This is a genomic window from Peribacillus sp. FSL E2-0218 (genome assembly GCF_037992945.1).
In the GTDB taxonomy this organism is placed as follows: Bacteria; Bacillota; Bacilli; order Bacillales; family DSM-1321; genus Peribacillus; species Peribacillus simplex_B.
Genome location: NZ_CP150304.1, coordinates 4,277,776 through 4,292,196 on the forward strand (window position 1 = coordinate 4,277,776; position 14,421 = coordinate 4,292,196).

Genomic DNA, 14,421 nt, shown 5'->3' on the forward strand with positions numbered 1-14,421 from the left:
GTAGCACTCATGGGAGATTAATCCTTTTTTGGTCGTCGCGCTAGCCTCTACTTATTTTTCTATATTTGGAGGTTTTTTGTTTAACGATTTACCAAACCAATCAGATCACTCATAAGGCTCAGCCTTTTTTTTAAAAGCGTTTTTACTGGGTCTATTTTGTTGTGTTTTTTTCTAGGTTTTGAGGTTTTTTAATTTTCATGGGAGTTTAAGTGCATTTTTTCACAATCGTTGGCTTTTTTAAAACAAAAACCTAAGAGTAGCCATACACACTATGCCCACTAAAACTGTAACGGACAAACTCTTCGTCCATATGGCTACAATAAGAGTAGGTATTATACCAGCAAGAACGCTCCAATCAACCGATAGTAATGATTCATCTTCAATGATGAAGCTATCAACGATTAGTGCAGCAAAAATACAAATAGGGATAAATGAAAGCCATTTGACCACAATTTTCGGGAGCTCAATATTTCTTATAACTATAAATGGAATAATTCTCGGAATAAAGGTTACAATAGCACACCCTAAAATGACTAATAAAACGGATAAATTAATACTCATTTGTCTTTTACCACTCCAATCGTTGCAACGATTATTGTCGATAAGATAATTGCAATATAAGATGGAACAAGCATACATAGTACCAGCATCAATAAAACTACATAAACAATTAATGATAGATAAAACTTCAATCTACCTTGATCAATATTTTGTAATTGCAAAACAAGTAATGCCAAAAACATAGCTGTTAAAGAGAAATCTAATCCAAATGCTTCTGGATTTGAAATCCATTTACCAAAGATAGCGCCCAACATACAAGATAAAATCCAGAATATATAAGCCGTTACATTCAGTCCATTCATCCATTGAGCACTCATAATTTCTTTTTTAGCAATTTTATTAACGGCTACACCAAATGACTCATCTGTTACAAGAGCTCCAATACCGATATTTTTCATTAAAGAATATTTTGTAAAGTGGGGAGCCAATGTCATACTTAATAAAAAATTCCGCAAATTCACTATGAAAGTTGTAAATAAAATGACTGAAATAGGACTTCCTGATACTAACAGTGCACAAATAATAAATTGAGATGCACCAGCATAAACTAATGCCGATAAAAGAGTTACTTCGAAAAGACTTAGATTTGATGAAGCTCCAACAATCCCCGCAGCAATTCCAATGCTGATATAACCAATTAAAGTAGGAATACAATCTTTTACTCCTTGAGAAAATGTAGGGAGAGTTTCTTCGCTATTTATTTCGTTTGCTAATTCATTCATAGTTGCACCACCTTTTAGTCTGTTATGTTAAATGTATGTCTGTTATGTTATATGTTTGTATGTTATAATAAACATAAAAAAGAGTCAAGGAGATTTTTTATGGAATTCATTCAAGAGGTTATAGCTAATAACCTTGCCCAAATGAGAAAAACGCGAGGATTGAGTTTAGATAAGGTAGCAGAACTGACTGGAGTTAGTAAAGCAATGTTAGCTCAAATTGAAAATGGAAAATCAAATCCGACTGTCACCACTCTCTGGAAAATTGCAAATGGGTTACAAGTATCTTTTTCTGCTTTTTTAAAGGAAACTGATAAGCCACAAATTGAAAAAATAAACATCAATCAACTGAACCCATTGCTTGATGATGATGGAAATTATCTTGTATATTCCGTTTTCCCATTTCATCCAGAAAAAAAGTTTGAAATTTTCACTGTAGACCTAAAACCTGGTTTTAGTCATATATCCGAAAAGCATTTAGGTGAGGAATATTTACTTATACAACGCGGTACACTTACACTCGATGTTCAAGGTGAGAAGTTTGAATTAAACACTGATGAGACTATTAAATTTAACGCAAATACTGAACACATTTATATAAACTCTTCTGATGAACTGGTTAGATTCTATTTAATTATCTCTTATCCCGACTAATATCTATGTCTATTTTCTAGATTTAATTTAATAAAAGTTGCGTAAACAATACGCAACTTTTATTAAACTAACCTGCCCCGTTAGTTCCATAAGAAAAAAGCTGCCTTAAAGACAGCTCCGATCTTCACCTAACGCACATGTTCGTCAAGTAATGTACGTCATAATTCTTTATTCTTTAAATGATAACCCTTCTTCTTCTAATGAAGTTCTCAAAGTTGGTAAGGAAGCTGGGCCAATACCGTGAATTTTTAAAATTTCTTTTTCCGTGTGCTTTGATAGTTCTTTCAACGTGTCGATCCCTTCGTGAACCAATGCATTTCTTGCAGGTGAACTGAGTTTCGAGAGGAAGCCACTTTTAGGCTTATTCTCATTATCACATGTAGGACAACTTGGACAGTCACTACTTTTGTAATACTTATGTCCCTTTTCACAAACCCTTAAATTTTTTTCTACTGTCAGAATAATCCCTCCAAACAATATCTGTATTCCATTTTTACATAATATATATATTAGTTATACATTCCCGACAAAAACTATGTATAAGAATCGTGCCCGATTGCTGAAGATAGATTTTTTACCATTTCAACAATCCAAAAAAATCAGTCGTAAACATTAAAAGTAAAAATATTGATATTATCACTAATTGAATAGTTGAAAAAATATAATCATTTCTGTTTTCTGCATATTTCTTCTCCATAATCACTCTAGTTGTTTCAGATGCAATTATAAAAACAAACAAGAGGATATGCGTTTCCAAATACCAAATATGCTCTAAAGGTTCACGTTTGACGTTAGTTAAAAAACCGATAAACGAAAAGACAATAAAAATGATTCTAATTGTCCAATCAATTTTTTTGTGTTTATCATTTACATGGCCATAGGAAAACAATTCTTTCTTTTTAACATTAAGCCATTTTCTCAAAACTTTATTAATGAAAAAGAGAAAAAGTCCAAAAATAGATAACAATAAAATTAACTTTACGAAAACACTCTCCACGAACGAATCACCACCTACCAAAAAACTTTTTCTTTTATCAGATTCCAATTATTTCAAATACACTCATTTTAAACAAGACCTGTTTTCAATAAAATGCCCAGATTGTTGAACAATCCTTCTTTTAGCTAATGCACCCGGTAGTTAAACAATCTTTGCACTTTCCATTTGTCAAAATACTTTTGATAACCCATTTCCTCTGCTATCTTCCCATTTAAAAGTATGAGATCCCGACAAGGCTTCATAACTTGAATTCCCTTTTACATCCCCGAAGAGCGTTTCAAATGTATTCATATCCTCTGAATGTGTTGTTTCATTATCAACTAATTCAGATGTATTCATTATCATTCTTTCACTACTTTATTTTATCCTATCTATAATCTATTCGATAAAATAAAGAATGAATCCAGCTATAATGCCCGTTAGTTACATAAAACACTACTAAAAAAATACCTCCAATCTTAAGCTAATGCATCTGTTAGTTGAAGAAAAGAACTCTGACGTATTTTAGAACAAGATCTTGAACCAATAAAAATATCAACCAGCCACATACTCCTAAACCAATGGATATAAATAATTGAACGGAGTTTTGTAAAGCTATATAAACGATCACTAACAAAACTGCAGTTGCAGGAAATCCCCAAAGTACCCCTAATGCAAACTTGCTTAATGTGGCGGTTTGTTCCCCTTGGACATACAGCCATATTATGCTAAGTAAACTAACCAATGGAAGCGCAGCAAGTATTCCTCCATATGAAGGAAATCTTCTTGAAATTTCCGTAACCACACCAATAACGATTGCTGAAGCAATAATTTTCGTTATTACATACATTGTTTTGCTCGCTCACTTAAGACCTTTAGGGCTTGTTCTACTAAATTTTTTTCATCGTCACTTAGTTGACTCAACACCTGTTCTAATTTTTCTTCATCTAGACTCGTATTTCTATGTAAAACTTCTTTACCAAAATCGGTTAGACGAAGAATTACTTTTCTATCATCAAGAGGATCTCTCCCCTTTATTACATAGTTCTTTTCAATCATTCTTTTAACGTGTTCCGAGGCAGTATTATGAGAGACTTGTATGAATGAAGCGACCCCATTTACTCCTATTTGTTCCTGTTTATCTATAAGTTGAAGAATACGGACCACTTGATGTGAGATCTTTTCTTTATGGAGATAATGTAAATGAAAATAAATATCCGTCCAATATTGGTTTAATAGTGAAACTTTACTGTTCACAAATAACACCCCTTTATATCGTTAAATACGATTATATCGTATTTTAAGATGCAAAATAAAGAGTTGTTTTTGGTTTTATAATTTAATTATGCTACCCTGCCCATTAGTGACATAAGAAGAAGAGCTTCCAAAGCAACTCCCTCATTTATTAAAGCACCCGTAGTTTAAGTGCATTTATCACAAACTATTAGTAAAGGAACCAATCAGGGCTACGTTATCTTGATGGTAATTCATTCGGTTTTATCCAAGTACACATATCTGCTGATTTTACTTAACGTGGGTTTAGTCTTTTCTTTATATTTACTGAAAACCAGAAAAATGGTAGAATTCCGAAGAGGTGAAATCGTTGAAGTTTAAGAAGTTTATCATCGGCCTATCATCATTATTGACGGCTTTTGTGTTACTCTTTGTTCTATTGAGATTAATGGGAATACTAATATGGGTGAATGGCGAACCTTTTGATAAATGGATTGCATTAATTGGTTTAATTACTATGCCTGTTTCTATTTCTATACTATTGAAAAAGATTAAGCTTAATAAAAAGAAAGAAAGTACTTTGTTTAATATAGTTGTTTTTGCTAATTTTCTTTACTTATTAGGGTCGTTTTCCATTTTATCCGAAAACTATACTTTTATTAAAAGTGCTAAATACCTTTCTTCCCCTTATGTTATACATGAAAAGGAACCATTTCAATGGCCAAAAGATGAGTATGAAAGTAAGTATACCTTTTACAGTTCTTTGAATTCATTAATTTATGTGAAAGATTCAGTCCAAAGTGGAAATCAAGGATTGAGTGAACATGCTCGTTATAGTGATTATAAAGTTAAAGTTATAAGTGGAAGCCTCTACATAACATGGACTGGTGGATCAATATTCATACGATAATAGGCAGAAGGATATTTCCCTCTTCCTTAAAATAATTTAAAGGGCGATTTTAACTAAAAAAGGATCTTCGGCTGGAAGTTCCTTTTAGCTGCTTATTGTGGATTTATAAAGCGACATCTATTCTAGTAATATATACAATAAAAAGCGAAGGGATTATCCCTTCGCTTCAGACTGTAGACAAACTCGATAAAAATCGAGTTTGTCTACAGTCTGAAAGAACTTACTGGGCGCCAGTAAGTTCTTTTTCTTTGTGGTATCTCAGTAAAATAAATACTAAACTCAATATCAGAAATAGGAATCCGCCTAATACGATGTTCTGTATACCCATTCCTGATATAACTAATCCACCTACAGACGTGCCGGTTGTTACCCCTAAGTTTCCAGATGCTAAAAACAATCCATTTGAGAATTCAGGAGCTTCTGGTGCTGCAGACGTAATCCAATATTGACTAATATTATTTCCTAAAGCCACTAGTATACCAAAAATAAAAAGTATTAACGCCATGGGTCCAGTGAACTGTCCCATTAAGAATACTAAGATGTAAACGGCTCCTAATACGAATGGAAAAGATGCTACAGATTTTAAGGCATTATTAGTAAGCAACTTCCCTGCAATGATGTTTCCTATTATACTTGCCCCACCGAATATGAATAACATTAAACCAATCGTTTTACCAGGTATATTCGTAATGGTTACAAGATACTCAGCAAGGTAACTACTAACTCCGTACATCGCTGCATTAATAAAAATGACAGCAACAATAGATAGCCAAATAATTGGTTTTTTCAATACACTCAATTGAGAACCATAAGAGAGTCTTTCCTTAACAGGCATAGATGGTACAAATAGGAATAACGCAATGAATGCTATAGCATTTACAATCGTAAAGAATAACATGGCCATTTCAAGCGAAGTTGTATTAGCGATAAAACTAGAGACTGGTGCACCAAGCACCATTCCGCCCGTTACGCCCATAAACACTTTAGCAGTAGCTTTTGGAGCTTCTTCCTCACTAACTGAGGCTGCAGCTGCTGTCAAAGCTATTGAGACATAAACAGGATGAAAAAAGGCTGGAATTACACGAGCAATTAATAAAATTATAAAGCTCGATGTAAACATGGAAACAATGTTACCTATAATGAAAACACCTAACACAAATAACATTACCTTCTTGCGATTTATTCCAGAGAACAATAACGGCATAATTGGACCAGAGATTGCAACAGCAAGTGCAAAAAGACTCACTAGCAACCCTGCTTTAGGTATACTTACATGAAAGTAATCAGCAATCGAAGGCAATATCCCAACGATCCCCATTTCCGTATTCAAGATACCGAAAACACCTATGGTCAATATTAATAAAAGCAAATTGTTTCGTTTAGCCATAAAATTCGTCACCTACCTTCATTACTTAATGTTAAAACTTTAAAAACTCTATATTGATTGATTAATCAACATCTGTCTATAATTATAAAAAGAAAAAGGATTATTTCAATTGTTAAATGAAAGCTATTTGTTGTTTATTCAACAAATGAATAAAGATTGTTGATTATATTTAGGAAAGGTTGGTGACCTAATAATGTCTAAAGTGGATAGAAGAATAACCAAAAGCCAAGAAGCTATCAAAAAAGCTATTATCGAACTGATGTCTGAAAAAAATTTTGATGATATTACCATTCAAGATATTGCTGACAAGGCAAATGTTAATCGAGGAACCATTTACCTTCATTACATGGATAAGTTTGATTTACTGGATAAAATCATTGATGAACATATTAATGAATTAAGGAGAATGTGCGAATCTGCAGTAGAAATGGATTTAGATTTTGTAGATTCAAATGTAGAATGGTTCAAATACTTTGAGAGCAACTATTCATTCTTTTCAACGTTGTTTGCAAGCAGTAAAGCCTCTTATTTTCGCAGTCGGTTCCTAGAGCTGCTCATCGAAGAAATCAAAAATGATATTGACATGTCAAAAGAGTTAAATCCAGAAGTGAATGAAGAGGTTTTACTTCAGTTTATTGTGACAGCTTTTGTAGGAATGGTGGAATGGTGGATTACAAAAGAGATGCCTTGTCCGCCTCGTGTTATTGCAGTACAGCTGGGGATTCTGATAGACGGAATCTATGATAATTTATCAACGTTTCCAAAAGAAATTAAATAACCTGAGTTCAGAACTATACAAGACTCAGGTTGTGGTGCTTAATTATTACGTCTAATTGACAAGGACACTTCATAATGAGTAGTCATTTTGTAGAGTGATGGGAATTATAAAATGAAATTATCTGATAACGCATCTTCTGTTGATAGTTATCCTAATGGATCACTCGTTATCCTGAAATCACCATTTTATCATTACCTCCACAGGGCCATAGGTATACACTCTTTTCGTTGTTTTTCTCCTTGGCAACAACGAAAGAGTATTGGTAACCGAGCATTCTATTTGCCTTACACTGAGGTAAACTTCTCTGAATTGGACGGATATAATGCTCAGATTAACTTCAACCCGTATTTATACTTAGTTCAGCAAATAATCTTATTTTTCCCTGTTGCTTAGAACCTTCTCTAATACTTTATCAGCATTTTTAGCTTCTTTCTTGCCAACTTCGGATTTAAGGACTGATATCAGGCTCTTCATTTGATCATCAGTAAGACCTGTATTAAATCCTATGGTAAAATGGGCCTCCAGTTGGGAGTTGACTCCCTCCATATTCGCTAGGGCTGCAATGGTTGCTAACTCCCTACTCTGGTAATCCAGGTTGTCACGTCCGAAAATGTCACCGAACAAATGTCCTTTCAAAAACTGATCTATAGCAGGGGTGAATTTATATACCCCCCTGTAACAGGTGTTCCAACCAGGCTGGTCTGGATTTCCGTTCCAAGTTCAAAGCTACTTTTGTTGACAGGCAATGGGCTTGCTTCCTTACCAATCACGTCCTTGATACCTTTGTCTTCCCTTTCTTCCATGACGCCCATAAAAGTGTTGAGCCCATTCAAGCTCCTTGGGAACCCTGCATAAGCATACATCTGTACGAGGACTTCCTTGATTTCATTGACAGTCAAACCAGCTCCCAAACCTTCGTACAAGGCATTATTCAACTTTGGCATGTCCCCACTGGCAGTAAATGATGCAATCGTCACGATATTTTCTTGTTTAGCAGTTAGGGCTTGTGTTTTATTTTTCTTTTTTTATTTTTTTGATTTTTCAGTTTTCGTATCGTATTGCTCATCACTAACCTTCTCTAACCATTCAACGTTATTGCCCTCGAGCATTCCTGTGAGAGCAATATGTGTCATTGAAGTAGTTGGTGTGGCACCATGCCAATGCTTGACACCGGGCGGACACCAGACCACATCGCCTTCCCGGATTTTCTCAATCGGTCCACCCCACTCCTGTACCCAGCCAACTCCTTCTGTAACAATCAGTCTTTGTCCTGCCGGATGGGTATGCCATGCGGAACGGGCACTTGGCTGGAACGTTACGTAACCACCAGTATAGGGTGCCGAATCATTTTCAGAGAATAAGGAATCAATTCGTACATTGCCGGTAAAAAATTCCGCCGATCCCTTGGAGGAAGTCTGATAACCATCTCTAGTAATTGTTTGTGAATTTTCTTTTGCATCTGCGGCCAGTGCCTGTCCTGCAAAGAAACTCCCTACAGAAAGCAGCGAAAGTGACAAAATCATTGTTGTAATTTTCTTTTTCATTTGTTCCCCTTTCTAAATTTTGATTTGAATAATCAATGTCGATTGGAAAATTAACAACTGTTTATAAGTATGAAAAAAAACAGGGTGCTTTCAATGATCAAATTAATGCCATTTGTTGTTTATTGAACAATTTATTCAAAATCGTTCATATTTTTCAGAATATTCTTTAAGCCGTTCATTTCAGTTAGAAAAATAAACTTTTAAGTGGAATTGTCATTTTTTTAATTCATTGAGTTAGTTTTCAAAATTTTGTGGAATGAACAAAAGGAAAATTTCCACACCCTTAAATTTCAATGATTTAACAAAATAGATTTTTAGGCACTAACAAGGTGTCATAAAAGGCTATCTCCAAGAGATCCTTAAATTATTTATTGTAGGTGCTAACAAAAAATAGGCCTGAACCATAAAGGTTCGGCCTTAGCCTTACTCGTGAAACTCTTTATCAACGAAAACCCTAACGTCTATATAGGGCATGAGAGCTATTCTAGAACGTTCTTCTTGAAAGTTTAGGTTTTTCTTGGTTCTGTATAAAAACTATTCATTTTGTCTTAAAGTAAAGCACACAGCTATTAATGTTGCTTTCCCTCCAAGATAACTCCCCCAAAATGCCAACCATTCGACACTCCCTATGTTCATTCCCATATAACTTCTCTTTCTATGTTTGCATTTTCAGGCTGAAGAAATTGATTTTTTTATTGACGGGGACTTAGCCTTAACAAACGATCATCATTTCCGGGATTATCTGCCCTCGGCGAAGTATTGGTTGTAATCAGATACAAATATCCTTCAAATGGGTAAACATTTCTCAATCTTTCATTCGAAGTAAATACTACATCCAAAGACTTTTCTGTTTCATTAAAAACATACAAGCTTTGTCCTTTTAAACCTGCTACAAATAAATGATTATCAAAAAATGTAATTCCTGAAGGTGCCCATGTATCGGTTCCTGAGTGATGGTAGGGCTTTTCCATCCCTTCTTGTTCCTCATCGCCCGTTATAACTGGCCATCCATAATTTTTTCCAGGCTTAATGATATTAATCTCATCATGAGCAGATTCGCCATGCTCCGAGCTGTACATAATAGTTCCATCATCATTCCATGTTAATCCCTGAGGATTACGATGCCCATATGAATACACATACGATTCAGGGAATGGATTATCCTCTGGAATTGAACCATCTACATTCATTCTTAAAATTTTCCCACCTAAATTATCAATATCTTGTGCAAATTCCTCTTCATGAGCCCAGCCTGTTGCAACATACAAATATCCATCAGGACCAATGGCGATTCTACCTCCGTTGTATAGCTCATGACCTGGAATTGCATCAAGTAGTACATTTGTTTCCTTCCAGGAGTCACCGTCATATACCATCTGTATAACCTTATTGGCCAATCCTGAATCTGTCCGGTACGTGTGATATAAATATGCTACTCCACTATCTGAAAAATCATCTGCAAGAGCTATGCCGAGTAAGCCACTTCCCCCCTCCTGTACTATAGGATCAGACGTTTGGACATCATACCTTTTAAGTTGACCATCCTCCATCACGGCAATCGTTCCAACAACCTCCGGAATAACAATGAAATTATCCATCACTTTTATATCCCATGGATAATGCAAATTATCAGCTAGCTCTTCTACCTTCCAGTCTCTCGTTGACATACCTATGAATCGGGATTCTGTATTGTTATTTTCTGTTTCCGTAACTTCAGAAGTGTCTTCTCCTGTTGAATCAGTTCTATTGGGTTCCTTTGTTTCACTCAGACAACCTGTTAATACAAGTATGGAAATAAAAAAATAGAATAAATGTTTCACTGTATTGTTATCTCCAATCTAGAAGTTTATCTGTTAGTAATTCTTTTAATAGATTCTAAGCAGTATTATAAAAAATGATTGAATTAGTTTCATTATTAGCTGTTGTAAACATTTCTTGTAGACATATTCTTCAGGTTTCTCTAATGTAGTTTTAAAATGAATTTTAATTGATATTGTTCAACAAACCCATATTTTACGGCAGAAAAGAATCCATTTTAAAAAAAGATAATTTAAAATGGATTCTTTTTTGTGAATAGTTGTATTTAAAAAGAAACATTTCAATATTGAAATTTCTTCTATTAATTGATGCAGAGTTATTTTCCAGTTTTATTTTTCTCGGATTCTGGATAACGATCTCCTACAATTTTAATATTATCTAGGACTTCATTAATCTGTTGCATTTCATCGATTGAAAATAAAATCTCCGCGGAGATTTTATTTTCTTTAATTCGCTCAATTTTTGTAGTTCCAGGAATAGGAAGAATCCAAGGTCTTTGTCTCAATAGCCAAGCTAACGCAATCTGAGCTGGGGTAGCGTTCTTTTCTTTGGCTATTTGTTCAATAAAATCAAGAATTACCTGATTGGCTTCTAAAGCTTCTTTAGTAAACCTAGGTAATTCTCCTCTGTTATCATTTTCACTAAAAGACATATTTTTATCGAGTTTTCCTGTTAAAAAACCACGGCCTAAGGGGCTGTAAGCGACAAGAGCTATTTCTAGTTCTTCTAAAACCGGGAATATTGCCTTTTCGGGTTCGCGCCACCACATGGAATATTCATTTTCAACAGCAGCTAATGGTTCTATAGAATGAGCTCTACGTATAGTTTCAGCACCGGCTTCTGATAGACCCCAATGTTTTATTTTACCTTCTTTTTTAAATTTTTGAATTGTTTGCGCGACCTCTTCAATTGGTACATTTTGATCAATACGGTGGATATAATACAAATCAATATAATCTGTTTTTAAACGTTTTAGAGAGCCATCTAATGAATGACGTAGCGTTTCTGGACGGCTATCGGGTGTGTTAGTGTTGGTAACGCCATCGATTTTAAATCCCCCTTTTGTTGCAATTTGCACTTTATCTCTGCGGTCTACTATGGCATCCCCTACTAATTCTTCATTCGTATAAGGTCCGTAAACTTCCGCCGTATCAAACAACGTAATTCCTGAATCAATCGCTGAGTGAACAACTGAAATCATTTCATTTCGATCTTTTGCTGGTCCTCTATGGTAGTTCAATCCCATGCAACCAAATCCAATAGCAGATGTTTCCAATCCGTTTTTCCCCAAAATTCTTTTCTTCATATTTTTATCTCCTTTATTTTTTAAAATTCTTATCCAGAATGTGTATTAAAAACAACTAGAGGAGCTTTTCTACTTCTTAGATCTTTCATTCCTCAATCCAATTGATACATGTTTGACTTACCTTCGAATGTTCCCTCAAAATTACGCGTAAACCAATTTAAAAATATTGATTTTCTAACCTTCTTGTTTTTTAGGACGAATAATCATCTCATTAATGGCTACATCAGATGGTTGTTCAATCACAAATGAAATCGCACGTGCAATGTTTTCAGCATCAATTGCAATTTTGTAAAATTCCTCCAATCCTGCCTTCATCGTTGGGTCTGTTGTAGTTTCTAATAATTCACTGCTGACAGACCCAGGAGAAATATTGGTCACACGGATATTGGTGCCATTCATCGCTTCTTCTTGACGTAAACCTTCTGAGATTGCTCTTACTGCAAATTTAGTGCCACAATAAACCGTTCCACCAGGGTAGATGTTATGTCCAGCTACCGAAGAAAGATTTATTACGTGACCTGATTTACGTTCTCTCATAAATAGAACGATAGCAGCGATGGCATAAAAAATACCTTTGATGTTGACATCAATCATCTTATCCCACTCGTAAACTATATTTTCAGCAAGAATTTTTTTAATAATTAATCAACATCTGTCTATAATTATAAAAATAAATAAAATGCTTACAATGGTTAAATGAAAGCTTTCTGTTGATTATTCAACAAATCCATAGGAAATGTTTATTATTTTTTAATAAATATTGGTAATAATTTAATGACAATGGATAGAATAATATCTAAAAGTCAAGAAGCCTAAAAAGCTGTTATCGAACTGATGTTGAAAAAACTTGACCTCATTATTTATCAAGACCTAATTATAAAAAACCTTATTAAATAAAGGAGAGTACATATTAGTCATGTATAATATGTACTCTGAACTAACCAGCTAATAGGAAGTCAATATCTTTCTCTAAAATTTTCATTTCCCTTATGATATACTATTTTTGTTCATGACAAATAACCCTCCAAAACCCTTTTGGAAGGATTTTTCTCTGTTTCACAAAATCGTTAATCAGGCTAAATCTAGGAATGCTTCTTTTCTCTTTAATAAAGCGTAAATCCAATGAAGCAACTTATTCATACAGGCAACGATTGACACTTTGGCTGGTTTTCCTTCTGATTTTTTCTTATCATAGAAGGCTTTAAGCTTTTTGTTCCTTGAACTTCTTATGCCACATAGTACGGCAAGATACAGAGAATGACGTAGTCTGCTCGAACCTCTTTTAGTAATACGATTAATGGTTGCCGTAAACTTACCCGATGAGTGAACACTTGGATCTACTCCAGCGAAGGCAACTAGTTTTTTCGGGTGATTAAACCGATCGATTTCACCAATCTCAGAGATAATCGTGGCTGCGATTTTTTCTCCGATACCGGGAATCGATTGGATGATCTTATATTCTTCCAGTTCATTTGCCAGGGCCACTATACGATCTTCCAACTCAGAGAGGTGTCCCTGGTAATGAAAAAGCAACTCAATATACATACGAAGATTGATTACGTGACTTTGATACACGTTTATTTGAAATGGATTTCGAGACGCGGAGTCCATTATTTTTTTTGCTTTTTCCCATGCCCATTGACCCGATCGGCTAGGACAGAACTCTATAACACTCTCTGCTAGTTTACTTTCTCCGGCTGCTAATACCGCCTCTGAAGTGGGATATTCCTTTAATATCAATAAGGAAACCCTTGAATATAGATCCCCAAAAACCTTCCGGTATTCAGGAAACACTTGATCTAAAATGGTGTGAAACTGAAGTTTAGCTTCCACATACATATTCGTTACGATTTCCTGTTGTCTGGACAAATTCCGAAGGTCTAATAGCTGAATTCCTCTAACTTTATGAGGTTCTAAATCCTCTTTGTAATACAGCACACACAACTGGTACGCATCGATAGCGTCCGTTTTTACCTTCCGTAAGCTGGACTTCTTTGCCTGATAAGAAATAATCGGATTTAGTAAGATATATGGAATCCCTTGTTCCTCCAGGTATTGAATAACAGGAGAATGGTAATGCCCTGTAGATTCTAAAATGACCATAGGCATCTGCCCTGTCACCTCTTCCATTTCTTTTAGAAATTCTAAAAAATGATCTAACTCCTCTTTGATATGCTTCATTGAAAAGCTCTTCCCATACGGTTTAGATTGATCTAAAAATGCCTGAACTTGGCTCTCTCCTTTTGCCACATCCAGACCAACAACTGGATTCATTGTTTTTTCCTCCTCTACTTACTAACCAGTACCCCTAGTCCTCTCCATGTAGTGTCATAGCTTCGCTTGTTATACGAGATCTGCGTCCCAACCAGCCTCAAACATGTTTCTACAAGTAGGGGGCGGACAGTTTAGTTCACGGGATCAAGTCCCACGCACCCGTACGTCCTACCCTGGCTACTGATATAATAGATTCTATTAAAAAAAGGTCAACCAGTAATTTTTACTGGTCGACCTTATAATACGAACGCACCCGTTAGT

Annotated in this window: 17 protein-coding genes and 1 pseudogene; 3 read left to right on the forward strand and 15 right to left on the reverse strand. The window is 35.0% G+C overall.

Going from position 1 to position 14,421, the window contains the following annotated elements; all coding sequences use genetic code 11:
* Positions 1-237: 237 nt before the first annotated feature.
* Positions 238-561, reverse strand: coding sequence for an AzlD domain-containing protein (locus MHI53_RS20555; RefSeq protein ID WP_340372135.1), 324 nt, complete (start codon positions 559-561; stop codon positions 238-240).
* The gene (locus MHI53_RS20560; protein WP_340372136.1) at positions 558-1,283 is read right to left on the reverse strand and encodes an AzlC family ABC transporter permease; all 726 of its coding nucleotides are present in this window, start codon (positions 1,281-1,283) and stop codon (positions 558-560) included. Before MHI53_RS20560 ends, MHI53_RS20555 begins: the two co-directional genes overlap by 4 nt.
* 99 nt (positions 1,284-1,382) lie before the next feature.
* On the opposite strand from MHI53_RS20560, the gene MHI53_RS20565 reads away from it, so the two are divergent.
* A complete protein-coding gene (locus MHI53_RS20565) occupies positions 1,383-1,934 on the forward strand; it encodes a helix-turn-helix domain-containing protein (RefSeq protein WP_061140967.1) in 552 nt (183 codons plus the stop codon).
* 168 nt (positions 1,935-2,102) lie between these two features.
* Here the strand turns inward: MHI53_RS20565 and MHI53_RS20570 are convergent, their stop codons facing one another.
* The 5 genes from MHI53_RS20570 to MHI53_RS20590 all read right to left on the reverse strand — a co-directional run bounded on the left by MHI53_RS20570 (position 2,103) and on the right by MHI53_RS20590 (position 4,167).
* Positions 2,103-2,393 carry an RNA polymerase alpha subunit C-terminal domain-containing protein gene (locus MHI53_RS20570; RefSeq protein ID WP_340373713.1) on the reverse strand — a complete coding sequence of 97 codons (291 nt, stop codon included), beginning with the start codon at positions 2,391-2,393 and terminating at the stop codon, positions 2,103-2,105.
* 115 nt (positions 2,394-2,508) lie between these two features.
* Positions 2,509-2,931: a DUF4181 domain-containing protein gene (locus tag MHI53_RS20575; protein ID WP_340372137.1), complete on the reverse strand. Its 423-nt coding sequence runs from the start codon at positions 2,929-2,931 to the stop codon at positions 2,509-2,511.
* A 168-nt stretch (positions 2,932-3,099) separates the two neighbouring features.
* Entirely contained in the window at positions 3,100-3,270 is a 171-nt protein-coding gene (locus MHI53_RS20580; RefSeq protein WP_340372138.1) for a hypothetical protein, read from the reverse strand.
* 136 nt (positions 3,271-3,406) lie between these two features.
* Complete coding sequence (locus tag MHI53_RS20585) at positions 3,407-3,760, reverse strand: DUF3147 family protein (RefSeq protein WP_340372139.1); 354 nt, start codon at positions 3,758-3,760, stop codon at positions 3,407-3,409.
* Positions 3,751-4,167, reverse strand: coding sequence for a MarR family transcriptional regulator (locus tag MHI53_RS20590; protein WP_340372140.1), 417 nt, complete (start codon positions 4,165-4,167; stop codon positions 3,751-3,753). The genes MHI53_RS20585 and MHI53_RS20590 overlap by 10 nt, the downstream gene beginning before the upstream one ends.
* Before the next feature lie 346 nt (positions 4,168-4,513).
* Between MHI53_RS20590 and MHI53_RS20595 the strand changes: the two genes are divergently transcribed.
* The gene (locus tag MHI53_RS20595) at positions 4,514-5,053 is read left to right on the forward strand and encodes a hypothetical protein (protein ID WP_340372141.1); all 540 of its coding nucleotides are present in this window, start codon (positions 4,514-4,516) and stop codon (positions 5,051-5,053) included.
* A gap of 220 nt (positions 5,054-5,273) precedes the next feature.
* On the opposite strand, the gene MHI53_RS20600 is transcribed toward MHI53_RS20595, so the two are convergent.
* The gene (locus tag MHI53_RS20600; protein ID WP_340372142.1) at positions 5,274-6,440 is read right to left on the reverse strand and encodes an MFS transporter; all 1,167 of its coding nucleotides are present in this window, start codon (positions 6,438-6,440) and stop codon (positions 5,274-5,276) included.
* A 193-nt stretch (positions 6,441-6,633) separates the two neighbouring features.
* Between MHI53_RS20600 and MHI53_RS20605 the strand changes: the two genes are divergently transcribed.
* Entirely contained in the window at positions 6,634-7,218 is a 585-nt protein-coding gene (locus MHI53_RS20605) for a TetR/AcrR family transcriptional regulator (protein WP_340372143.1), read from the forward strand.
* 372 nt (positions 7,219-7,590) lie between these two features.
* On the opposite strand, the gene MHI53_RS20610 is transcribed toward MHI53_RS20605, so the two are convergent.
* From MHI53_RS20610 to MHI53_RS20640, 7 genes and pseudogenes are all read right to left on the reverse strand, one after another.
* A complete protein-coding gene (locus MHI53_RS20610) occupies positions 7,591-7,842 on the reverse strand; it encodes a carboxymuconolactone decarboxylase family protein (protein ID WP_340372144.1) in 252 nt (83 codons plus the stop codon).
* Positions 7,843-7,862: 20 nt separating this feature from the next.
* Positions 7,863-8,213, reverse strand: a pseudogene (locus tag MHI53_RS20615) (carboxymuconolactone decarboxylase family protein); the annotation flags it as partial.
* 30 nt (positions 8,214-8,243) lie between these two features.
* Positions 8,244-8,762 carry a cupin domain-containing protein gene (locus MHI53_RS20620; protein ID WP_340372145.1) on the reverse strand — a complete coding sequence of 173 codons (519 nt, stop codon included), beginning with the start codon at positions 8,760-8,762 and terminating at the stop codon, positions 8,244-8,246.
* Positions 8,763-9,454: 692 nt separating this feature from the next.
* Entirely contained in the window at positions 9,455-10,582 is a 1,128-nt protein-coding gene (locus MHI53_RS20625) for a sorbosone dehydrogenase family protein (RefSeq protein WP_340372146.1), read from the reverse strand.
* Between the two features lie 314 nt (positions 10,583-10,896).
* Positions 10,897-11,886 carry an aldo/keto reductase gene (locus MHI53_RS20630; protein WP_340372147.1) on the reverse strand — a complete coding sequence of 330 codons (990 nt, stop codon included), beginning with the start codon at positions 11,884-11,886 and terminating at the stop codon, positions 10,897-10,899.
* A 174-nt stretch (positions 11,887-12,060) separates the two neighbouring features.
* Positions 12,061-12,480: an SDR family oxidoreductase gene (locus MHI53_RS20635; RefSeq protein ID WP_340372148.1), complete on the reverse strand. Its 420-nt coding sequence runs from the start codon at positions 12,478-12,480 to the stop codon at positions 12,061-12,063.
* A 477-nt stretch (positions 12,481-12,957) separates the two neighbouring features.
* Positions 12,958-14,160, reverse strand: coding sequence for an IS110 family transposase (locus MHI53_RS20640; protein ID WP_340372149.1), 1,203 nt, complete (start codon positions 14,158-14,160; stop codon positions 12,958-12,960).
* Between the last annotated feature and the right edge of the window lie 261 nt (positions 14,161-14,421).